The 22,527-nt window shown below is 50.5% G+C and carries 15 protein-coding genes; 2 read left to right on the top strand and 13 right to left on the bottom strand.

Annotated features, from left to right (window positions below; translation table 11 throughout):
• Positions 1 to 363: 363 nt before the first annotated feature.
• The 4 genes from ACX93W_RS12800 to ACX93W_RS12785 form a co-directional block, all read right to left on the bottom strand.
• Entirely contained in the window at positions 364 to 4,812 is a 4,449-nt protein-coding gene (locus ACX93W_RS12800; RefSeq protein WP_459392763.1) for an S-layer homology domain-containing protein, read from the bottom strand.
• A 107-nt stretch (positions 4,813 to 4,919) separates the two neighbouring features.
• Complete coding sequence (locus tag ACX93W_RS12795) at positions 4,920 to 9,281, bottom strand: BREX system ATP-binding domain-containing protein (protein WP_459392762.1); 4,362 nt, start codon at positions 9,279 to 9,281, stop codon at positions 4,920 to 4,922.
• A 113-nt stretch (positions 9,282 to 9,394) separates the two neighbouring features.
• A complete protein-coding gene (gene rlmH / locus ACX93W_RS12790; protein ID WP_459392761.1) occupies positions 9,395 to 9,874 on the bottom strand; it encodes a 23S rRNA (pseudouridine(1915)-N(3))-methyltransferase RlmH in 480 nt (159 codons plus the stop codon).
• 192 nt (positions 9,875 to 10,066) lie between these two features.
• Positions 10,067 to 10,666, bottom strand: coding sequence for a TetR/AcrR family transcriptional regulator (locus tag ACX93W_RS12785; protein ID WP_459392760.1), 600 nt, complete (start codon positions 10,664 to 10,666; stop codon positions 10,067 to 10,069).
• 198 nt (positions 10,667 to 10,864) lie between these two features.
• Here ACX93W_RS12785 and ACX93W_RS12780 point away from each other — a divergent pair, with 198 nt between their 5' ends.
• On the top strand, positions 10,865 to 11,623 hold the full coding sequence (locus ACX93W_RS12780; RefSeq protein ID WP_459392759.1) for an SDR family oxidoreductase: 759 nt from the start codon (positions 10,865 to 10,867) through the stop codon (positions 11,621 to 11,623).
• A gap of 158 nt (positions 11,624 to 11,781) precedes the next feature.
• On the opposite strand, the gene ACX93W_RS12775 is transcribed toward ACX93W_RS12780, so the two are convergent.
• Positions 11,782 to 11,949, bottom strand: a complete 168-nt coding sequence (locus ACX93W_RS12775; RefSeq protein WP_068681509.1) for a CxxH/CxxC protein — start codon at positions 11,947 to 11,949, stop codon at positions 11,782 to 11,784.
• A gap of 129 nt (positions 11,950 to 12,078) precedes the next feature.
• Positions 12,079 to 13,437 carry a S1C family serine protease gene (locus tag ACX93W_RS12770; protein ID WP_459392758.1) on the bottom strand — a complete coding sequence of 453 codons (1,359 nt, stop codon included), beginning with the start codon at positions 13,435 to 13,437 and terminating at the stop codon, positions 12,079 to 12,081.
• A 149-nt stretch (positions 13,438 to 13,586) separates the two neighbouring features.
• Between ACX93W_RS12770 and ACX93W_RS12765 the strand changes: the two genes are divergently transcribed.
• The gene (locus ACX93W_RS12765) at positions 13,587 to 13,808 is read left to right on the top strand and encodes a hypothetical protein (RefSeq protein WP_459392757.1); all 222 of its coding nucleotides are present in this window, start codon (positions 13,587 to 13,589) and stop codon (positions 13,806 to 13,808) included.
• Here ACX93W_RS12765 and ACX93W_RS12760 read toward each other — a convergent pair.
• The 7 genes from ACX93W_RS12760 to ACX93W_RS12730 all read right to left on the bottom strand — a co-directional run bounded on the left by ACX93W_RS12760 (position 13,777) and on the right by ACX93W_RS12730 (position 22,442).
• Complete coding sequence (locus ACX93W_RS12760; protein ID WP_459392756.1) at positions 13,777 to 14,583, bottom strand: MBL fold metallo-hydrolase; 807 nt, start codon at positions 14,581 to 14,583, stop codon at positions 13,777 to 13,779. The two genes, ACX93W_RS12765 and ACX93W_RS12760, sit on opposite strands and share 32 nt — an antisense overlap.
• Before the next feature lie 60 nt (positions 14,584 to 14,643).
• Complete coding sequence (gene yycI / locus ACX93W_RS12755; protein ID WP_459392755.1) at positions 14,644 to 15,420, bottom strand: two-component system regulatory protein YycI; 777 nt, start codon at positions 15,418 to 15,420, stop codon at positions 14,644 to 14,646.
• A gap of 86 nt (positions 15,421 to 15,506) precedes the next feature.
• The gene (locus ACX93W_RS12750; RefSeq protein WP_459392754.1) at positions 15,507 to 17,210 is read right to left on the bottom strand and encodes a YycH family regulatory protein; all 1,704 of its coding nucleotides are present in this window, start codon (positions 17,208 to 17,210) and stop codon (positions 15,507 to 15,509) included.
• On the bottom strand, positions 17,207 to 19,054 hold the full coding sequence (gene walK, locus ACX93W_RS12745; protein ID WP_459392753.1) for a cell wall metabolism sensor histidine kinase WalK: 1,848 nt from the start codon (positions 19,052 to 19,054) through the stop codon (positions 17,207 to 17,209). The genes ACX93W_RS12750 and walK overlap by 4 nt, the downstream gene beginning before the upstream one ends.
• Entirely contained in the window at positions 19,051 to 19,806 is a 756-nt protein-coding gene (yycF, locus tag ACX93W_RS12740; protein WP_459392752.1) for a response regulator YycF, read from the bottom strand. Before yycF ends, walK begins: the two co-directional genes overlap by 4 nt.
• Before the next feature lie 233 nt (positions 19,807 to 20,039).
• Positions 20,040 to 21,626, bottom strand: coding sequence for a peptidoglycan DD-metalloendopeptidase family protein (locus ACX93W_RS12735; protein WP_459392751.1), 1,587 nt, complete (start codon positions 21,624 to 21,626; stop codon positions 20,040 to 20,042).
• 162 nt (positions 21,627 to 21,788) lie between these two features.
• The gene (locus ACX93W_RS12730) at positions 21,789 to 22,442 is read right to left on the bottom strand and encodes a hypothetical protein (protein ID WP_459392750.1); all 654 of its coding nucleotides are present in this window, start codon (positions 22,440 to 22,442) and stop codon (positions 21,789 to 21,791) included.
• Between the last annotated feature and the right edge of the window lie 85 nt (positions 22,443 to 22,527).

The following is a 22,527-nucleotide window of genomic DNA, read 5'->3' as shown; positions in this document are numbered from 1 at the left end:
TATTTTCTTTTTTCAGCTCCATACACCATCGTCATCTGATGCCAATAGGAATAAGTCATGGACGCCCCCATACCCTCAAATCACAGCACATTGCCTCTGTAACATGCCTTTTCACAGAAAGTAACTTAGGGTAAACCCTCGCCATGCTAATCCTTTTCCACGCCTTTTACGCAGTTCCCCACCAAAAAACTTGCCCCTACTTATGATAGGGTTAACCGAATCATCTATAGAGCGAAATCGAAAGGCCCCCAATTGGGGGCCTTAGCTAGAAAAGTCGCGTAGTTCATGATCATTCCAGGGGCAACACTGCACCATGTAGGGCAGCCGCTTAGTTTTTATCAAATTTATAGGTTAATTTTCACTTTACTTGCCGTTATTCGCCAACAAGTTCAACAGAAGCGTTACAGCCTCTGCTCTTGTCGTAGGATCTTGAGGGGCGAATTCATTATTTCCTTTTCCTTGCACAAGCCCTGCTTGCTTCACGTAAGCAACGCTAGCTTTCGCCCACGCTGGAATGTCTTTATCATCCGTAAAGTCTGTTGTTGTATTCGCTTCGGTAGATGAACCTAGAGCATTGGCAATCATCGTTGCCATCTCTGCGCGCGTAATATTTGCATTCGCCCGGAAGGTACCATCGCTATAGCCGCTAATAATGCCCGCTTGCACAGCTTGTGCTACCGCAGCCTTTGCCCAACCCCCGATGTCCGCTTTATCTGTGAAGGTCAGCTCCGCGCCCGCTTCCTGAACCTGCAAGGCATTCATCAGCATGACTGTAAACTCCGCACGGGTTATCGTTTTACCTGGCTTAAACGTTCCGTCGTCATAGCCGTTTACGATTCCATCTTTGACTGCTTTCCTGATGCTTGCTTCAGCCCAATGTCCCGCAATGTCGCTAAAGCTAATTTCCGGTTTGACAGGGGTTACCTCCCCTTCCTCAGACACAGGAAGTCCTGTCGCCTGGTCTACAACAAGCACCGCGAACTTCGTAAAGTGATCAACCTCTACTGTAATCGAATTTCCACTTGTCTTACTGCCTTTCACTTCTACCCATTCTTTCTTCTCTTCATCGAAATAGAAGATCGCAACCCCTTGACCGCTCTTCACATTTCTCGCATCGAAGGTAAAGGTTAATGTTACAGGCTTGATGAAATGACCCGAAATGTTTTTCAACACCTCATATACCGAGCTTGCAAGCACCTCTTTATGAAGGAGAACATTTTCCGTATCAAGCCATTTGGAAATCGTTAATTTCAGTTCCTGATTGACCGCGCCTACAGGAACGGTAATCGTTAACTGATCTTCCAGACTAACCTCGCCAAGCGATCCAACTGGAAGCGTTAGGCTGCCGTCTGTTGATGTCACTTTAGCTGGCGTTGGAACAACACTTCCGCTATTGCTTCCGTTATTAGGTGGAGCTGCTGCTTCATTCACAGTCACCGTATAGGTCACCCGCGTTACTCCGTCCTCAGCGGTAACAATAACTTTATTGCCCGTTGCTAATACCGTAGCAACCGTTGTTCCATCTGTCTGATATACCTCAAACGATGCGCCTGCTGCCGGCGTGATTGCTGACTTTAGCGCCTCTAACGTCGTAGTTCTAGGAATGTTCTTAATCGTCTCGTTCTCTGTTCCGCTCGTGCTAACCGTTCCAATTGTAGAGGTTAACGTTGCGCTTGTGCTGACCCATTTCGCAAATAACGTCTTACTCGCCGTAATCGCAAAGCGGTCTGCCTCCGAATAGTTTTTGCCAGATCCATCCGCTAATGTATTCCATCCCGCGAATGTGTACCCTCTTTTGACCAAATTGCCTGTGTTTCCACTAACGCTAACCGTATCTCCTCGAACATAAGAGGTTTGGGCAATCGGCAATGCTCCATCAACTTCACCATTCCCGTTATAGGTAACTTGAAGCTCTGAGCTCCGCAAGTAAGGATATCCATTATTGACCGCGGAATCAATTGTCCAGATCCCATCGAAATCCCAAGCTGTATAGCTGGCTTGCGTCTTCATCTCCGCTGTCGTTAGTGCCGTCCCCAAACTCGTTTGTCCGGTTGTCTCACTCTCGTAAAAGCTATTGCTTACCGAACCGCCACCCATCCCAACTAAGCCGCTTAAGCTTCCTTCTCCTGTTAGGGTACTCGTTGCATAGCTGTTATCGACACGAAACGAGCTTGCTCCAACTAATCCCGCTGCAACATTTTTCCCATCTACGTTTCCATGGAAGTAGCTATAAGATATTGGTCCACTATTCGATCCTACAAGCCCACCTGTGTACAGACCGCTAATGCTTCCAATAGCAAAGCTATTTCTAATCGTACCACCATCGTTAAAGCCGACCAACCCGCCTGCAACCTCCGCCGTTCCACTCACATTCCCCTTATAGAAGCTATCGCTAATTGTGCCTAAATTATAACCAATCAACCCGCCTGTATATGAGCCGTCACCCCCGCTCACACGCCCTGTAACGACCCCGCTGTTTGTGATGTTTCCATAGCTCGCTCCAACCAGTCCACCTACATAACCTCTACTGCTGCTTACATCGATATTTTCTAGAATGACATTATTGACTGTCGCTCCTGTCTCTACGTAGCCGAATAACCCTGTAAAATCAGAATCTGTCCCATTCATCGTTAAATTCTCGATCGTATAACCATTGCCATCGAAGTTTCCTTCAAACGCATTGTACCAATCAGAACCGATGGGCGCCCAGCCTGCTCCTTCCGCATAGCCGCTCAAATCGATATCCGCCGTCAGCTTAAAGCTCGAATTCAAGAAATCTCTAACCTTATTCAGCCCAGCCGCCGTTCCAATCTGATAAGGATCTGTCGTTGTTCCCGAACCGCTGGAAAATATAAGCTCTGTTGCCGGGAATGTTGCCGTTACCACGCCGGAATCGGCTGAATTCGTTACAACAGTCGCACCTGCTAACGTGAAGAAATCCGCAGGCACTCCCGTTAACCCATACCCTCTCTTGGGTGTAATCGTCAGCGTAGCCGTGTAAGTCTCTCCCTGTGCATATCGGGAAGCCACCTCTGGAGACCAAGTGACGGATGCGGTATATTCATTTGCATTTATCCGTCGGATTGGCTCTTCGCCCACGACTGGCACAGCTACCCCGCTGATCGCTGCCGTCGTAATTGCCGTTGGAGCACTCATCGTCACAGTATATGTAATCTGCGTCGCTCCATCTTCAGCGGTAACAATGACTTTTATGCCCGTCTCTACTTCAGTAGCTGGCGTGGTTCCATCCGATCGGTAAATCTGAAACGTAGCATTCGTCGCTGGCGTGATTGCTCTCCGTAGATCTGCTAAACTCGTACTGTACGGAACATCGGTTATGGATTCATTAGCTGTTCCGATTTCACTTACTGTTCCGATTGTTGAGGTCAGCGTGGCTGCTGTTCTTAGGCGGATATGTTCCTTAGCTGCCAGTAACTCTTGCGCATAGGACGCTGGGTTCTCATCGTCGGCAAGGAATCTAACATAGATTTTATCTCCCTGTTGCACGGGAATATTATCTACACTTGTGCCTGCAATACGTTGAAACGCTCCATCATTCACCTTATATTCCATCAGGCTCGTCACATTATTCAGCTTCGCTCCATACTGTGTCCCTTTCTCCAACGTTGCGGTTGACGGAGCTGCTGATCGTATAATCTTATAGCTCTTGCTCATAATCGGGCTATCTAATTTTCCCGGATACACCGCTATCGCTTTGATCGTGACATCGTCATTGATCACGATTGGCGTGCCTGAATCGTATAATGAACTGGCTCTTGTCGGCGTCACGCCGTTTGTCGTGTAATAGATTTCAATATCCGCTCTCTCACCCGTAAGCGTCACCTCTGAACCTACCGCGACAGATCCACCTGCGGGATCTGGGGAAGCCACAGGTTCAGCATGAGCAAATATTCTTAATTGAGGATATTGATGAGGTCGAATAAACCAAATCTGATCGAAATCCCAACCTGCAAATGTAGTTTGGAGCTTCATTTCTTCTGTACTTTTTCCATTCCCTGCGCCACTATAGACTCCTGTTGTGATTTGGTCATAGTAGTTATTTATAATTAGGTTAGATCCACCACCTATTTCACCTACTATTCCGCCGGGATACCAAATTCCTGTTACGTGTCCTGTAGCATACGTATTTTCAATAATAACCGCTTGAAGCTTAACCCCAGCTATTCCACCCACACCATAATTCCCCGAAGTGGCAGCCATCGAATAGCTGTTTTTAATCGACGAATTGCTAACAGCGTATCCAGCCAATCCTCCTACATAACCCGTTCCCGATACGGTACCTGTTGTATAGCTGTTAGAGATCTTCCCATCTAACCTTCCTGCTATACCACCAACAAGATCCAACCCTGTTATACTGATATCTTCCAGACCAATTGCCGTAACAGAGCCAGTAGCCGTTATAAAACCAAAAAGTCCAATAAGAGAATTATAAGAAAGATCTATTTTCAATCCTGTAATGATATGCCCGGCACCATCCAATGACCCTGAGAAATTATCGATTGGATGCCAAGACGTACTACCGCCAAGGCCATTGCCCTCCTCAAGAAACTCTGTCAGGTCAATATGATTTGCCAGTTTATAATGCTTGTCCGGATAATCACGAATAGCGTTTAATTCCTCTGGTGAAGTAATTATATAGGGGTTCTCCACTGATCCATCACCACCGCTAAAATCAGCTGCAAAAACCTTCCCTCCTCCTGTTGTGAGCAATCCCGGCATACTGCCGATCACCATCATCATGATGAGAAAGAGCGCCGTTACTTTCTTACTAGCTTGAAATCTTGTACCCATGTCGATTTCTCCTCCATACGAATGAATTCGAGCCTAAGTATAGGCCCCAAGCCATAGAAAAAAACACTAACCAAAGTTAGTGTTTCGCAAATATTGTAGAAAAAAGTCTAATTAATGAGTTCCAACTCCTTGGCGCGGGCAATCGCCTGACTCCTTCGCTTCACTCCCAGTTTGCCGTATACGTTATGAATATAACTTTTGACGGTTCCTTCTGTTAACCCGAATCGATAGGCAATCTCTTTGTTCGACAATCCATCTGTCAGCGCGTACAAGATCTCTGTTTCACGATTCGTGAGTGATTCGAATGCCAGCTGTGAGGCTTTCGCAGGGGTGGATGACGGGTTATCTGACGAAACAATTGGTGAATCACTCTGGCCGCGTGATTCATTCAACGATGTCACATACATCATTCGGGCAATCATTTGCTCCAGCATGGTCCGCGTATCCGGAGTGAAAACGCCGGCGATGAGACTGTTCTCCAAGTAAAGCGCGAAGGGCGTTCGTTCGCTTGTAAAAAGAACAGGCATACACAGTACGGATTGGGACTGCCTGCTACTAATCGAAGGATCAGCGGAATAAGAGCTGTGCAAAGCATCCACAAGTATGACCGACTCTCCTGTTTTCAGAACATATCTGACAATCGACTCACCATACGAAGCTCCCCTGTGATCGCTCAACGAGCCTTCCTTTTCAATGGCGCAAATCTCTCCTCCACTACCGCTACCCACAATACGTCCACTTTCCGCACCAGAATAACGGATGGCAAGCGCCAGGAATTGATCCATGGTACGACAATTGTCTACTGATTCCATCCATTCTGGCTGCTGCTTGAATGGCCGATTGTCCGCAGTACGCCAAGACATAGCTTCAGACCTGATGTCGATTGCGCCATGCTGCTCTGTGGCTGGCTTGTCTTCCCCCACTCCCTCATTCGCAGCTGCTCTTAACCCTGGATGGCTAGCTCTCAGTTGAACTGCTTTGGCCGTAGCGCCCCATCTTGAATAAGCGTCGCAAGCATCAGCCATAAGTGCCTCCGCACCGCTCAAGCTCTCCATATGCCTATAGAATACAGCGGCCCGTTCACAAGAAATAGCCTCCATGAGCCCCTCTCCTGCTTGGCGAGCTGCCCGAATGGCCTCTTCGTATAATTGTGCGGCATCGACTCTATTGCCCTCCATCCGATAGCGTTCAGCGGATAACAGCAAATAAGTGGACGAAGCCTTGCCGCTATAGCCAGACCATCGCCTCATGGCACGCAAGTGCTTACGCAGCTTCATCCGTATCTTCTTCTGCTCGTTGGGTGTCACTTCCGAATACATTGCAGCAAGCGTCAAGGAATGATACATCCTTTGTTTACGAACATGCGGCCGCGTCTGGAGGAATGTATTCCGCTCCCCTCTATGGGCCCATTCAAGAGCTTCACGGTACCGACCGAAGAGATAAGCAATTTCCAGGTTACAGGTGCACGTATAATAGACCTCGTTATTCACAAAATCCTTGTATGGCTCATTCAGGAATGGCGTAACGTAGTCATCGTTTTCTCCAGCCCCATCTTGCATTTGTGCGATATACCATTTTGCCCTTCGGAAAATGTTACGTGTGACGCCGTCCACAAGCTGCTGCGAAGTCTCTTCATACTCTTGTATCCGTGCAGCTAATGAATGCAAATTCTCGGTGAAGTTGGTTATCGTCGTCATCATCGCAATGCCAACATAGGTTAGATTAGCCGATTCCATCCCAGCCTGGATCGATTTCTCAAACTGCTTGATTCCTTCAGCCGGATTGATAATTCCGACAAGACCTTTCAGATAATACAATCGGCTTCGCAGGTCTGCGCTATCAAAGGAAGAGGCTAGACGGGATGCCTGAGCTACATATTGAGTCCCCGTACGGAAACCCGATATTTTATAAATAACCATCCCGTAGCTGGCAAGCATAAAGGAAAACGCCTCATTGCTTCCATGCTTTAGACCATATCGTACAAATCTTGAGAATAGCACAGCAGACTGCTCAATACTTAATACATAGGCAGGGAGCGAAATCGCCATGACCAAATCTGACAATGCTTTATAGCGCGGATCAGAATTAATCGGTAAATGAGGAATATCGTTAGCCTTATTGAACAATGCGCTCTGGGTGAGCAGGATTTCCTTTACCACTAATGCTTTGGAAGGCTTGCTTGGGAAGGGCCAGCCCAATTCTGCCAACGCCTGCTGCCCAATATGGACAGCTGTTTCATCCTTCTTCAAATACGAATACATGGCAATACGGATCAAATAAATATGAGAACGTTCAACCACGTTCGTTGTACAAGACATTAAGTCCGCCAGTAGTTCCTCCGCACGATCTGTATGACCACACATGTATTCACATTCCGTTATCTCCAGCATGATACGGTAATCAAGGGAAGCTGTATTCTTCCAATCACCATTAGATAGACGTAAAGCGTTCTTATAGAAGTGAAGGGCAGACGTAAATGCGGTTGATGCCTTAGATTTCGATCCCGCCTCATAGTTACATTCAGCAAGCTCTCTTTTCTCTGCGTCATCCTCTATCTTCTCGCTACCCAAATTCAAGTGGTGTACCCGATCAAAGATCGTAAATCCACCTTCATTGGATAAATCATCGCGTATCACCCGGCCAATGGTCAGGTGTAAGCTCGATTTGTTTGATTCAGACATGATCATGTAAGCCGCCTGTTGAATACGGTCATGCAAAAATCGATACCGTTCCACATCGTCAGACGTATCACTCTCATGTTCTCGACAAATTAACCCCTCTTCCTCTATCGCATGCAGAAGTCTGCGTACCTGCAGCAGAGGGTATCCGCTTACTAATGAGATCGTTAATGAACAGAAACGATGTCCGATAGCGGCACCTATCGCTAACAACTCGATTTGGGCAGGGGACAACATACGAATACGAGCCTCAATCAAGTGGACAATGTCAGGATCCTCAGGTATTTCCATAATGACAGATGGATTCCACGCCCATGACGCCTCTACCTCATCATAATAAATCTTATTCTCCCGATATAGCTTGTCTAGCAGACGATTCAAGTATAGAGGATTGCCGCCTGTTCGGTGGTATAACACCTCCGCGAGCGCGCGAATACGGGCTGAATTCTCATCCAGAACATCGGATACGAATTGTCTCACTTCGATATAGGACAGCGCCTCCAGATGGATATGATGGACAGATAATTGTGATTCATCGTGCAAGGCAAGCGACTCCGCCATCCATGCTGCCGCATCCACTTTATTTCCTTCGTTTTTCTTCCAGCCTGGAGCGAATTCCTCCCGAAACGCGCTAATTACTAGTAAGCCAGGCCGTGCCTGATCGTGTACAATGGTACGAAGAACATCTATCGTAGCAGGATCTGCCCATTGCAGATCATCCAGGAATATAATTAAGGGATGCTGCTGATCCGCAAAAACCTTAATGAATATGGGTACTAACCGGTTAAAGCGAATCGCAGCCTCCGCAGGATGCAGCGGTTCTATCGCTGGAATGACATCAAACAGCTCAGCAGCTTCCGGTAAAAGCTGTACAATAACAGCTGCTCCCTGGCCTAAAGCCTTTGTTAATTGCTTCTTCAGTTTCGCTACTCGATCCGGCGATTCGCTCCATATTTGTCGGATTAGGCTTCGCAAAGCTTCCAGTAAAGAAGAGAATGGAATGTCGCGATTCATCATATCGCATTTGCCACTAATGAACCGGCCTCCATCCCTTCTAACTACCATCTGAAGCGCTCGGACGAGTACCGTCTTGCCACTGCCTGCACTTCCGCTGACGAAAACGAACGAGGATGCACCCGTTTTAGCCTGTTCGAAAGCATCTCTTAGAGCTGCTTCTTCCCTTTCACGTCCAAAGAGAGTTTGAGGAAGCCGAAACCGGCTGGCCTCATCTGCACGGGCGATCTCGAAAGAGGTCACTTCTCCCTTTTCTTCCAGCAATAAAGCGCACCGCTTCAAATCACTCCATAAACCATAAGCACTCTGATAGCGCGCCTCCGGATCCTTCGACAACAGCTTCATAATAACAGCCTCAAGCGAGTCGCTCAGATCTGAACGCCATTCGCGCAGCGGCTTCGGTACAACAGCAAGGTGCGCATGTATCCATTCTTCCGCACTGTGTGCATGAAACGGCAGACGGCCTGACAGCATTTCATAATAGAGCATACCCAGGGAATACAAATCGCTGCGCCCATCGGGGATATAATTGATTCTGCCCGTTTGTTCGGGAGACATATAGGTGTAATCCGTCAGTTGCGGATCTGTGAGAATAACGACTTCCCTATTGGACTGAATTCGAATATTCGCCGAACTCAAATTTCCGAATAATTCATTCTGCTTATGCGTATGGTGTACCGACTCCGTCAATGCTATTGCTATATGTAAGAAAGAACCGACGTCCATTGAGGCGCCGTTCATCATTTCCTTTAATTGAATCCCTTCTGTAAAAACCATCCCAGCTCTCTCTCCAATCCGAACGCAGTGCTTCTTGCTATTTTATCATTATTTTCGGGATGTTAGAGCCACGAATTTATCATAACTTGTCGTTATATGACGAAGGGCTTTGCTTACTTGTGATACGGTTCCCCCCGATTTATCTTCACCGCCCGATAAATCTGCTCCACCAGCACCAGCCGCATTAGCTGGTGCGGCAAGGTCATGCGCCCAAAGCTGAGCTTCTGTTGGGCGCGCTGCAGGACGGCGGGAGAGAGGCCCGTGCTCCCGCCAATAACGAAGGCCACGTGGCTGCGCCCGTACGTGGCCAGCTTGTCGAGCTGTCCAGCGAGATCTTCGCTGGACCATAGCTCTCCCCCGATCGCGAGCGCGACGACGTGGGCATCCGGCTTCAGCTGTGCCAGAAGCCGCTCCCCTTCGCGCTCGCGAACCTGAGCTTCCTCCGCCGGGCTCATCGTTTCCGGCGCTTTTTCATCTGGGACCTCCGTGAGCGTCAATTTCACGTACGGTCCCAACCGTTTTGCATACTCGGCGATGCCTTGCACCAAATATTTCTCCTTGAGCTTACCCACTGTCGCGATTTGTATATGCATCTGCGTACTCCCTTATTTCATATTGTTTATTTCATCATAATTCGATTTCATTCTTATTCTCTTTCAATTGCCCTATCTCATTCCAGTTCCGATTTTTGCTTTTATAGTCACGAAGTGAAAAGCGCAAGCCGTTTAAACACTGTGCCACGAGGTAAAACCCGTCACGGCCTAGATTTTCACCTCCACACACCCTCACCGTCTCCGCACCATTTTCGCCTCCGCCGGCCGATAATGAATGAGCTGGATCAATTGCTCCTGCATATAAGCCGGCGAATAGGCGAAGCCGCCTTCGATCCAGTGAAAAACAAGCCCCATCAGAGCGTGCTGACTGTAAACGATGCTTAGCTCAGGATTGATCGTGGAGTTTACATCGTCTGTGGGCTTCAAATCCTCGGTCATCAGGCGGCCGACTGCGCTAAGCATCTTTTCCTTAATGACAGGCAAAGTTTCGCTCCGGAACAACGTGGAGTACATATCCCGCCTCCCGTAAATATGCTCAAAAATCGCAACAGAATGCGCCCCCAGCTCGTCCATCCGGAAAATATCTACATTTTTATACGGAGCGCGGAACGACTCGATCAATTCGTCGATCAGCTCCGAGATCACATCGGCAAGCAAAGCATCTTTATTTTCAAAATGGGCATAAAATGTCCCTCTATTATAATTCGCCGTCTCTACAATCTCCGTAATAGAAATATCGGAAAAGCTTTTGTGTTCCATCAGCGACAGCAGCGTCTCCTTGATGGCAGCTTTGCTTCGTACTACACGGCGATCCATTTCCTTGTGTGCCAACCCTTTCCCGCCTTCCCAGCTATCTTTTCTCAACAAAGCAGCCTCAACTGTGCATTATCGCACATTCCAAAAGGTTTTATATATTGTAGCGCTTTCCTGATATCTATTATAGTAAAAGTAACACTTGTTCTGTACTGTACAAGTGTTGATTATTATAACAAACTATCATCCATACGATCCCATGAGGAGGAAACATCCATGAAACTGACAGAAAAAGTAGTGATCGTCACAGGTGCGGCATCCGGCATGGGCAAAGCAATCGCTGGGCTTTTTGCGGCGGAAGGAGCTAAAGTCGTCGTTTCCGACCTGTCACTGGAAGGCGCGGCAGCGGTTGTCGAACAAATCAAAGCAGGCGGCGGGACCGCGCTTGCGATAGCGGCGAATGTAGCCAAGGAAGAGGATGTACAGCATCTCGTCGACGCAACTGTCGTTGAATATGGCACCTTGGATATCCTCATCAACAATGCGGGCATCATGGATAATTTTGTGCCTGCGGGCGACGTGACAGATGAGCTGTGGGAACGGGTCTTTGCGGTGAACACAACGGGTCCTATGCGTACGATCCGCAAAGCACTGCCGATTTTCCTGGAGAAGGAATCCGGCGTCATCGTCAACATCGCATCCGCAGGCGGTTTATACGGCTCCAGAGCGGGCGCAGCCTATACAGCTTCCAAACATGCCGTCATCGGCCTGACCAAAAATGTTGGCTACCAATACGCGGTCAAAGGCATCCGCTGCAACGCAATTGCTCCCGGCGGCGTCGCAACCAACATCAGCACTTCCATTAACGCGCCAAACGAGTTCGGAACGGGCCGCGTTATGGCGGGCATGGGCATCAACCCGCGCACAGGCACTCCTGAAGAAATCGCCAAAGTTGCGCTGTTCCTCGCCTCCGACGATGCCAGCTTCGTAAACGGCTCCGTCATTACGGCCGACGCCGGTTGGACAGCCTACTAAGCCCAGCCTCATCAGCCAGCAAAACGGCTTCGACGGAAACGCGGCTTCACAGGGCCGATAGCCCCGTCCCGACCTTCCCAAAAAACAAGAGCGCCTTGCCACCGACGGCAAAAGCGCTCTTCTTCTTTATATAGCGACGTTTGTAATCTTGACGCTTCTCAGACAACCAGAAACGCAGCAGGCTCTTCGCAAAAATCGCATTTGCGCGGCGGGTCCCAATTCGCGAACTGGGTTTCCTCCAGGTTGACGACGTCCGGCGCATCCTCATATTCGTCTACAAAACGTTCCAAGGCCTGTTCAATGCAAGGTTTGCATACACAATACATATACTCATTCGCTTTCTGTTCTGGTGTAATGTCCTATCTGCTATTGTAACAGATTGCCCCGATTTCGCATACGTCTTCACCGGATAGGATCTAACAGCCTGCAGCTATTTATGCTATTCCATTTCCCCTTTATTCTTCCTCCGGGCGATCCGTAAGCTTCACCTTGACCGTCTGCAGCTTGCCGTCCCGGTAATAGGAAACCTCAACATCATCCCCGATGTTTTTTTGCTTATAGAGGTATTTGCGCAGCTCCTTGGTACTGCCTACGCTTTGGTTATCCAGCTTGACGATAACATCGTTGAATTGCAGCCCTGCATCCAAAGCCGGGCCAACCGCTTCAAGCACGATGATGCCGGAAAATACTTCGTCAGGCAGCTTCAGCTTAGGCGTTTCACCATTGGCACCCGCTTCATCGGAACCGGCGGACTCGTCTTTTTCGCCGGCATCGCCATCCTCGCCCTCCAGAATGCCCTGCCACTTCTCCTGCTCCCAATACTGGGACAGATCCATCGTGTAGACGCCGAGGTAAGGACGAGATACGTACCCTTTTTCGATCAACTCGTTGACGATAGTCATCGCATTGTTGATAGGAATGGCGTAACCAATGCTTTCAACGCCAAAATCGGCGATTTTCATACTGTTGATGCCCACAACGCGGCCGTTCAAGTCGATCAGCGGACCGCCGCTGTTGCCTTGATTGATGGCGGCGTCCACGCGGATCACTTCCTGCTCCCAGTCGATCACGCCGTTTTGGTTCAGGGATACCGGAATGACCTCGTGAATAACGCTTACGACGCCCATGGTAATGGATTCGCCCATGCCCAGCGGATTGCCGATCGCCATGACGAACTCGGCCGCGCGCAGCGCGGAGGAATCGCCGATTTCGGCTACCGTGTCGATGCTTTTACTGTCAATCTCCAGAACGGCCAAATCCGTGATTTGATCCACGCCCACAATACGCGCTTCCCGGATTTCGCCCGTAGTAAGCACCGCTTTCACTTTCTGGGCATCCGACACCACATGGTAATTGGTCACAATAAACGCTTTTCCGTCTTTTTTCTCCACAATGACGCCGGAGCCGACGCCCGCCTCGCGAAGCACGCCTTCTCCTTCTTCGGCATCCTTGAGCAATCCGCCGCCGAGTCCAAGCGAAAACGTCTGTTCATTGATTATGCTAACCACCGCTGGACGCACCTTTGCTGTAGCGTGAATCGTCCTCTCCGATGGGTCCAGTCCTTGCAGGGTACTGCCAGAGGTCAAATTGCCGGATGGGCCGCTTTGACCGGCTCCGCCAAAGCCGCCGAAGAACAATCCGAACAGCAGCGTGGCCGCTATAGCGCTTGTAAAAGAGGACACAAAGGCGATCCGCAGAGTCGACCAGTTGCGTTCGCGGCTTTTGAAAGGAAACCCCTTTTCCTCACGACGGCTGATCCTCGTTGTGCGCCTTGACACCTTGGTTGAATAGAATTTGTCGTCGAATATGCTCATCGGACTGCCTCCTCTCCGGACTCCACGGGCAATATTTGCAATCTTTTCGCTGCAATCTAGGAATAATTTCGGAAGATTGGATTAAAATAATAATAGATTAAGTGATGCCGCTTCACATTTTTTTAAAAATTAGCAAAGGAGGCCATCCCATGAATAATACCGATATATCCGCTTGGGAGCAAGTGCAGATTGTTGCCAGGCTGTCTGATCTCAAGGAGGATCATTACCGCGCATTGCTGACGCTTAGCGCCATGATGGAGCTTCTGATTGAAAAAGGGCTTCTGACCCGCCAGGAGCTGGACGAAAAAGCGCGTCAGCTGGATTCCGAGCTGGAGACGCTTATTTCAACCGAACTTCATCCCATGGCGTAGGGCGATCGTAATAGGTCATGCGGAGCGGAAACTCCTCTTTTTTATAAAATATTCCGTGGTTCTCCAATATAGAATTAACAGTAAGTAAAGCCAGGTCCATCTGATTATGGTCCAGGCTGAGATGGGCCAGATAGATGCGCTTCGTACGGTCCGTCATAAGCTCAACCAGCGCTTCCCCTGCCGCTTCATTGGACAAGTGCCCGATGTCGCTCAGAATGCGCCTCTTGATATTCCAGGGATACCGCCCCATGCGCAGCATCTCGGTATCGTGATTGGATTCCAGCACCAGCACATCGGAATCGATGATCTGACGTTTGACCTTTTCGCTGACGTATCCCAGATCCGTTGCCAGACTGAGCTTTTCGCCATTTTCCTGAAAACAATATCCTACCGGCTCCGCCGCGTCATGCGAGATGGGATACGACTGCACCGTCATCTCTCCAAAGTCGAGACTTTCACCCGTCTCCATAATGACGCGTTTCTCAGGCGCGATCGTGCCGATATGGCGCTCCATTGCTCCCCATGTCGCCTCGTTGGCGAATACGGGAAGCTCGTATTTTCGGGCAAAGGCACCCAGCCCTTTTATATGATCGGAATGCTCATGCGTCACCAGGAGCCCGTCCAGCTCATGCCCGGATACCCCGCGTTCCTTCATCATTTCATCCATTTTTTTGGCGCTAAGCCCGGCATCCACCAATACCATCTTGCTGCTGCCTTTGATGATAGTGGCGTTCCCCGTCGAGCCGCTTGCCAATACTGTAAATCGAAGTCCCAACTGCTCCAGTCCCTTCTCCCTGCTCCCCGGTCTCTTGCCTTTCTATGTCGCAAGCCTGAATCAACGCCTCTCTACGGAAGCGTCGCTTGCCAGCTCGTCGTCTCCATCCTCGTCGCCGGCGTCCGTTGCAACCTCGCCGCTGATGGCATGGATAAAATAAACCTTTCCATCCTCCAGCGTTACGCGCCAGGTCGGTGCGGACACCTGCTTCTCGGAATCGAAAATTTGGCCGTGATAGCCCAATTGAATGTCGGTAATGACCGAACCTTCCTCCAGATAGGTTTCGATAAGGCTAGCTACAACCTTGGCGGCGGGAAGCACCTGTCTGGGTTCCCCGATCCCCACCAGCTCCACCTGATCCTGCAGAAAGCCCGTTATTTTCAAATTGCTGATAAACAGCTCCAGCTTAATATTGAACATCGGCCGCCCCTCGACCATGCGGTTCAACACGAACACGCCGTCTCTGCTGCTGTGCAGATCATAGGCGTATTGATCGATTTCGGGAATCTGGCCGCTTAGCCTTTTGTTCAGCTCCGATTTGGAGAAGTTAAGCGCGCTGTCCACCGGTGTTTTCAGCGGAAGCGGCTCTTCATGTTCGGGCCTGCTCGTGTGCAGCAAATACGTCAGGTCGCCCAGCTTAGGCGTGTCCAGCGGAAGATTCGCGGTAAGCGAAATTCGCTTTTGCTGCATGAGCAGCACCTTGTCCTGGGGCAGCTCCGCGAATTTGATATTGGCGTTTAATTGCTCCCTCACATCCAGCCAAAGCTGATAACCCAGCAAAATATTCAGCAGAAGGAACGATATAATCATCACGCTTTTGGCTCTGCCCCAATCCAAGCACTTCACCTCCGCTTTATCCTTCTATAAGTTCAACTAATCATTTCCAGAAAAGTCTACCATCATGTGAAAGCTCTCTGACGGTTTCATGGAGACGCATCGTTTTCGGCCGAAGTATCGCGGCCTTCGCGGGCGGATTCTCCGTCCGTATCCCCATCGGATCGACTGCCCGGATCGTCCTGGCCGCTTGAAGCCGCCGGCTCGCCTGTTTCGTCGAAGCCGCCTCCCGCGGCAAGCTCCGTTGCTGCGCCATCCGTACCTGACTCGCTCGCCTCGGCTGTGCCATCGGTGCCGTCCGCATTCGTGCCATTGGCACTGGAGCCGCTGCCGCTCTGACCGTTCCGGGAAGGAGCGCCTGAACCCGATCCGCTATTTGAGGAACTGGAATCAGCGTCTCCTCCAGCCTCGGCGCCCTCTTGTCCCGCTGCCGTTCCATTGGCATTTTCGCCGTCGGAACCTTCCGGCTTGTCGGTGCTGGCCGGCGGCTCGTAGCCTGCTGGAAATGCTTCCTGCAGAATCTCCTCCGTGCCGTCCTTCAGCCGAACGGCCCAGACCGGCACGAATTGCAGACGGTTGCTGTCCAATGGACTTGCTCTCAGAGCCGGGAAGATCGCGACGACCTGAGATCGTTTCCCGTAGGCCTCAAGCCGGTCCTCCAGTCCTTTCCCGCCTTGCAGCCATCGAGACACGCGTGTCTCCCATTTGGGCTTTAGCGTCAGCAGGGACCGGCTGTACTCCGTCACCACGCCTTGCTGCAGCGTCAATCGCATATAGCCGTAACGGAACGGCGAATTGTCGATAATGGGATATTCCTCGACGTATTTGCGGAAGCTGACGTATTTCTTCTCCTCCGCAGGGGTGGCGCTCATCAGCCGATGGCTGCCGTCCCATCCGCCGTGCTGATTAATAAAATCAACGGATGCATACACGTTTTCGCTAAACAGGAAGTCATGGCTTTGTCCCGCGGCGGAGTTCGTATAGTTGATCCACATGCCGTTTTGCTCTACCTTGAGGCCGCGTTTGCCGTCGGTGAAAATTTCCGAGCCGCTGCGGTCCACAATTGCTTTGGTCGTACTGGAATCAAAGAACAAGCTCCGCTGCATCTGCTCCGGCGAATACATCTCGTATGGATACACCATTTCGGAAGCCTGGATCGCCTCATCCGGTATATACAAGCCATCATCCGTCATCCGGTATGACGGCAGGTGCTCGCCAAAGCCGACATAATCCTGCACATCCCGAACGGTCAAGTCGGCGCGGACCGCTTCGTATACATTTTCTCCGTCGCTGCTGAAGAAGAAGGCCCGAACCTCCTCGGAATCGCTGAGCTTGAGAATCCAGATTTTCTGAATCCGCTCGTTCAGGAAAAGCAGGTCTCCTTCCAGCTTCAATAGCTTTTGCAGCAGGTCAACGGGCACGCCATTGCCGAAGCGCAGCTCAATGCCAATCTCATTTTTGCGAATTTCTTCCCAATCCATCAGCATAGCCACGGTGCGCTGCAGGCCTTTGAACTCGCGCCCCGCGATGCGCTGCTTCAGAATCATATCGTAGAACTGGGTCCCCGGCCGAAGCACCGTATGCCGGTTTTCACCCATGTGAAGCACCAGCTCCTCTGGAAAAATGACGCCCTCCACGCTGGACGACACGCCCAGCGGCTCCGCATTGACGTAATCCTGCTCGCTTCGCACCGTCGCCCCAAGGCCAGGCATGCTGTAGGCAAGCAGGTAACTCTGCAGAAGGCTAAGCGCAACCAGAGCGATCAATACTGCCGTCTTGGCTCTTTCCATCATCCCGGCTCGCCTCCTTCCTGCAGCAGAGGAAGACTAAACGTCACCATCGTGCCTTCATTCAGCTCCGAATACAGGGCAATGCTGCCGCCATGCGCCTTTACAATTTCCCGGGCAATGGACAAGCCAAGCCCCGTGCCTCCCATATTGCGGGAGCGCGCTTTATCTACCCGATAGAATCGGTCGAAAATGCGGCTTAAATCTTTTTTGGGAATACCGATTCCGGTATCCTTCACGCTAATTTCCAGCATGCCGCCGTCGCTCGATTTGCGGGCGATCAGCTCGATCGAGCCGCCATCCAGCGTGTATTTGATCGCATTGGACATCAGGTTGTCCAACACCTGATCAATCTGATCGCGATCCAGCCAAGCCGTGTGCAGCTTGCGCTCCACGCGCACCGAAGCCTGAATGGATTTCTGGCGCAGCTGGAAGGAGAAGCGGTCTGCTACCTCGTCCAGCATTTCATGAATGTTGGTCTGACGCCTCCTGAGCGGAGCTTGGTTAGAGTCCAGCCGGGAGAGATGCAGCAGATCCGTTACAAGACGAATCATACGTTCCGTCTCGTTGCTGATGACGCCAACAAACCTCTCCGACAGCTCGCGTTCCTCCAGCGCGCCGTCTCCCAGCGCTTCCGCATAACTTTTGATCGTGGTCAGCGGCGTGCGCAGCTCATGGGATACATTCGCTACGAATTGGCGGCGCGACTGCTCCAGCTTTTCCTGCTCCGTCGCATCCTGCAAAAGCGCAATCGTGCCAGTAATGCCCTTGTCTCTGCGGTGGATTGGGGTAAACGTCACCTTGAGCAGCGTCTCCTCCGCGTCCCCGGTAGATCGGTCCGTGTTCTCCCGCGAAATCAACAGCGTCTGCCCCTTGCCCTGCCGCAGCTCCGACAGCTTGTCGGGTCCCAGCATCAGCAACTCCGACAGCTCCGCCCCCTGAAATGTTTCAACCTCCATCAGCTGAAGGGCGCGACGATTCCAGACAATGATGTTTCCTCGCTCATCTGCGGCAACCACGCCGTCGCTCATATTGGAGAGAACCGACGTCAGCTTCTCGTTTTCCTCCTCGTTGGCGGACAACGCGTCCTTCAGTCTGGAGGTCATATCGTTAAACGCCATGCTGAGCCTGCCGATTTCATCGTCGCCAAGCACGGGCGCCTTCAGATTGAAATTCCCTTCCGCCATCGCTTCCGCTTGCCGCGTCAATCCTTTGATCGGGCTCGTAATGGTATGGGCCAGCAGAATGCCCAGCATCCCCGTCAGTCCAAGCGCAATCAGCGTTCCGGAGAAAAAGATCTGGTTGACCCGATTCACCGTTTCGTAGAGCTGCGTCATGGACGCCTCAACGTAAACCGCGCCAACAACTTTGTCGTTGTACATAACCGGAATCGCAATCATCTTTTTGCGGGAGTTGTCGTCGTCGATAAACTCTTCTTCGTTGTCGGGGATGTTTTGCAGCGCGCGGCTAACCGCAAGCTTATTGTTCTTTTGGCCGATTCGGGATTGATGGGATTGCAGGGAGGTCGCTACGATTTTCCCGTTGGCGTCCAGCACCTGCACCTCCGCCCCGCTAATGCTGAACAAGCTCCGCACCACGAGATTAAGGTCCTCTGTCGTATTTTCATTGGCATCGCCGTCCGTCTCCAAATTAGGCAGAAGACTCGGCGCGGCGAACTTGGACAAAATGTCCGCCTGCTCCTTCAAGTTGTTCGTAAAGCTGGTAATCAGCGAGTTTTTGACCGTGCTGATAAAATAAACGCCAATCAATTGCATCGCAACCAGAATCAACAGCAAATAAATAATGACCAGCTTGACTTGGATGGTGCGGAAAAACTTCCGGCCTTTCATCCGTATCCGAAGCCTCCCGTTTTGGGATTGCGCATCATGTACCCCAATCCGCGCCTTGTCATAATGTATTCCGGACGGCTGGGATCATCTTCGATCTTCTCCCGGAGACGCCGAATGGTTACGTCAACCGTTCGCACATCGCCGAAATATTCAAAGCCCCATACCGCCTGCAGCAAATGCTCGCGCGTCATCACCTTGCCGCTGTTGCGGGCCATGTAATGCACAAGCTCGAATTCCCTATGTGTCAAATCAAGCTGCTCGCCGTTTTTGTATACGACGTACATATCCGTATCGATAAAAAGATTAAAGATCCGCAGCCCCTGCTGCTCTGCGGTCGCTTCCTGGGCTGCTTCGCCGGAAGCGGACTGGCCAAGACTCTCCGCCGACTTGTTCTGGCGGCGCAGATGCGCCTTTACCCGCGCCAGCAGCTCGCGCGTGCTGAACGGCTTCGTCACGTAATCATCCGCGCCAAGCTCCAGTCCCAGCACCTTATCGATTTCCGTATCCTTTGCCGTCAGCATAATGATGGGCATTTGCAGCTTGGTGCGCACCTCGCGGCATACGTCCATGCCATCCTTTACCGGCAGCATCAGGTCCAGCAGGATCAGATCCGGCTGCTCCTCAAAGGCCAATCGGACAGCCTCTCCTCCGTCAAAAGCACAAATGACCTGGTGGCCTTCCTTTTCCAGGTTGAATTTAAGTATATCTGCAATCGGCTGTTCGTCATCGACCACCAAAATTTTTCCGTGCATCGCTACACCGCCTGTCGCTTGTCCAAATTTATACACTCATGACCGGGTTTCGTCCCGCTTGTCCGGTCGTTATCGTAATGATTCTATTCTAACACAGGACTAGTCCCCCTTCACAATGAAAGTTCCCTTATTTTAAGAGGTAGTTCAAAAAACACGCTTTCCATTTGCAAATAAAAAAAGCACCATTCGGGTTTAAAATTCCGAATGATGCTTTACTTATATGATATGGATGATTACAAATACTTAAGCGGGTTTTGAAGAACCCCGTTTTTGTGAACTTCAAAGTGCAGATGGACGCCGGTCGAATTGCCGGTGCTGCCCATAATGCCGATGATATCGCCTTTTTCCACTTTATCTCCGCTGCTTACTTTGTAGGAGCTCAGATGGCCGTAAACGGTTTTGTAACCATTCTTGTGATCGATAATGATGGTTTTGCCAAGTCCCTCTTTGGTGCCGACGAATTCGACGACGCCATGATCGGACGCCATAATGTTTTTGTTTCCGGTAAAGTCGACGCCGTTATGATTGCGGCCCCAACGCGGTCCGAATTTGCTGGTAATCCGGTAATTCTTCACCGGAACCATGAACCGGCCTGTACCTTCGCCAAGCACAACCAAGGTGCCTTTTTCAATAACCGTTGGCGTTGGTTCTGTCAGTACAACTTTCTCGAGCAACGATTCCGTTACCAGGTAACCATTTTCCTTCGTAATTTCATACGTCAGGCGTTGCGTGCCTTCCGTGCCTTCTTTAATTGTTTTGGTTTCTCCGACCCTCATCTGGTCGTTTGTTACATATTCAACAGGTATCGCTATCTTCTCCAGTTCAACCAGCTGCTCCGTTGTGCGGACAGTCAGTTCAGGCTGGAGTACAGTCAGGTCAAGCTCGTCGCCAACCGTAATCCGGTCGCCTTCGATCCATGGATTATTGTCATAAATGACTTGCGGCGAGATGTCGAATTTCAGAGCGATACGCCCGATAACATCGCCGGCTTGTACAACATATTTCGTTGGTTTCGTGCTTCCGTCAACAATTTTCTTGTATACTTCTTCCGCATCCTGAATATCTGCAGGATCCGTATTTTGCTGCTGCACGGCAACTTGCTCTACAAATTCAACATTCGTCACTGTAACGCCGGGTTCATTGGGATCTACCGCCGTTTCATCCGCTGCTTCCGCATCTTCTTTGCCGTCAAATGACAATGTCGATACGCTCTTCTGGCTTTTGCCCGCCGCAGCCAGCTCAGGCGCATATTTGCTTTGAACTCTGGCCAAAACGGCATCCGCCGTTTCCTGGTCCTTCACAACTCCGATAACTTTGCCGTCAACCTTAACCTCTACGCCGATTGCATACGAGCTGAAACTATTCTCCACTTTGGCCAATGTTGCTTCCGTCTCTGGAACAAACTTAAAGCCGCTGTCAAGCTCATATGTAATCTCGCCCGTTTCCAGCACCATATTGATGCCAGGGTTGGCTTCTTGTATGGCTTTCGTTTTGGCCGTGACCATGGACTCAACTTCATCCGATGCCGCAACCGTCCCAATCTCTTTGCCGTCTATATATACGTGGTAGTATGGGAACGTATTTCGTTCAATGTATTTGTTGTATTGGTCGTTTCCGATAAAGCCAGACGTTGTCAGCAGGATTACAACGCCGCCGATGATAATGGTCGACTTCCTCTTCCAAAGTGGGGCGGGCTGGATCACTTCTGCCGCTTGTTTATCGGTCTTACCTGTCAAGTCTTGCGAGCGCATGCGCCGAAAGTACTGGGTCGATTGTTCCCATGCTTTCTTGATGCGACTCATGTCCCTGAAACCGGTCATGATTGTCTCCTTTTCGCACTTTGCTGAGAGATTTGTATGTCCGATACGGCGCTTTATGCCGTACAAAACGGCAAAAAGGCGAATTCTCCCGGTCGGATCACTCGCCTAATACTTTAACATAAGCCTTACAAATGGGGCAACCTCTGCAATCATACCGTAATATTAATATTTTTTCAGAATCTCCATCATGCTATCGTATTCTTCGGGCTCAAGATACTGCGCAAGCAGCTGTTGAATTTGAATCAGTTCCCCTTCTGTAAGCCCTTCCTCCATCAAAAACGAGATGTTTTGAAGCGCTTCCTGAGGCAATTTCAGCATCAGCAAGCTAAAAATCTGGTCCTTGTCCGCCTGGCTCATCTCATCCTTGACGTCCAGCATTTCATCCGTTGTAACCGCCGTTTCCGCCCCCTCTATTGATGGGTCTTCAGAACTATGACCGATATCACTGCCAGCCTTTACCGGGTCCTCCTGGTCCATTTCTCCTATAACTTCGGCTGCATTCGGCATCCCCGTGGATTCGGGGTCCTGTGCGCCGCTCTCCTTGCCCTCCTCTAGCGGATCCTTCCCGTTCGCAAGTCCTGTGTCCCCTACCGCTTCCGTTTCGCCGTCATTCCCGGCCAACAACGGCTCACTGCCCCACAGCTTGCCCCAAACGCCGGAGACGGCCATAGGAGGCACCTCCAGCGGCAGCTCATATTGCTTCAATATACTCTCGACATAACTTGTTACGATATAGCCGGTTGTCCATATGCAGAGGAAACTAAGAATCAGCCCTCCCGCCACCAGCTTGCCCAGCCAAGCGATTCCTTTCAGCATCTCTCTCAACTCCTGTCTCTCGTTCCTACCATTATGGTCAAAAACGGACAGCTCCATTCCCCGAACCTAGTGAAGTGTCATTTTT

It is taken from the genome of Paenibacillus sp. CAU 1782, from assembly GCF_054551715.1.
This window is presented reverse-complemented; position numbering and strand designations above follow the sequence as displayed.